Genomic DNA, 723 nt, shown 5'->3' with positions numbered 1-723 from the left:
CACCGAGGGGCAGCTCACCTTCATCAGGTACGTGATCGACCGCGGCTTCACCGAATTCCTGGAGTACGCGAGGGATTCGAGCAATGAGCCGGGATTCTTCGAACGCACGTACGTGGACAGCTTCATGGAGCTGTGCGAGATCTTCGGCGTGAACGTCCCGGAAGTACCCGAGAAGTAGACCCGCCTGCACAGCCAAGAACCCCGCCGGAACGATCCGGCGGGGTTCTTTACTTCAGTGGGTTCCGTGTGTGCAGTGTCATCAGTGCGCGTTGACCAGGAGATATACCCTATTCGGCAGGGAACTGCGCGTCCCCCTGCTTGGTCAACCGAACCAGCGTGGTCGCACCCTGCGGGTTCTCCCGCATCGACGGATCGGAGAACGACCAGCCGATGAATCCGGCATCCGCGGCCACGCGCAGCGACTTCTCATCGGCGGCGCCCGCCTGCTGCCCGTCGAACAGGAACCGCATCCCGCCTCCCAGATTGCCGTCGGCCCCGCGGCTACTCTGCACCGCGACCCGTCCGGCGCGCACTTCGGCGAGCATCCGATGCTGCGCCCGCTCCTTGGCCGGAGTGAGTTTGCGCGGCTGCTGCTGCGGTTCTGGCTCGCGTTCGGCCCGCAGCTCCTTGCCGAGCGCGGCGAGCGAGAGCCGGAACTCCTCGCGCTCCTCGTGTCGGACCTGTGCCAGCTCCTGCTTGTGCCGGGCGTCCTGATTGTCCAGC

1 protein-coding gene is annotated in these 723 nt (G+C 65.4%); it reads right to left on the bottom strand.

Annotated features, from left to right (window positions below):
* Nucleotides 1-287: 287 nt before the first annotated feature.
* Nucleotides 288-723: hypothetical protein (locus ACFQV6_RS44300; RefSeq protein ID WP_378033748.1), on the bottom strand; the 436-nt coding region annotated here is incomplete at its 5' end.

The sequence above is a fragment of the Actinoplanes sp. GCM10030250 genome (assembly GCF_042666575.1).
Lineage (GTDB): Bacteria > Actinomycetota > Actinomycetes > Mycobacteriales > Micromonosporaceae > Actinoplanes.
This window is presented reverse-complemented; position numbering and strand designations above follow the sequence as displayed.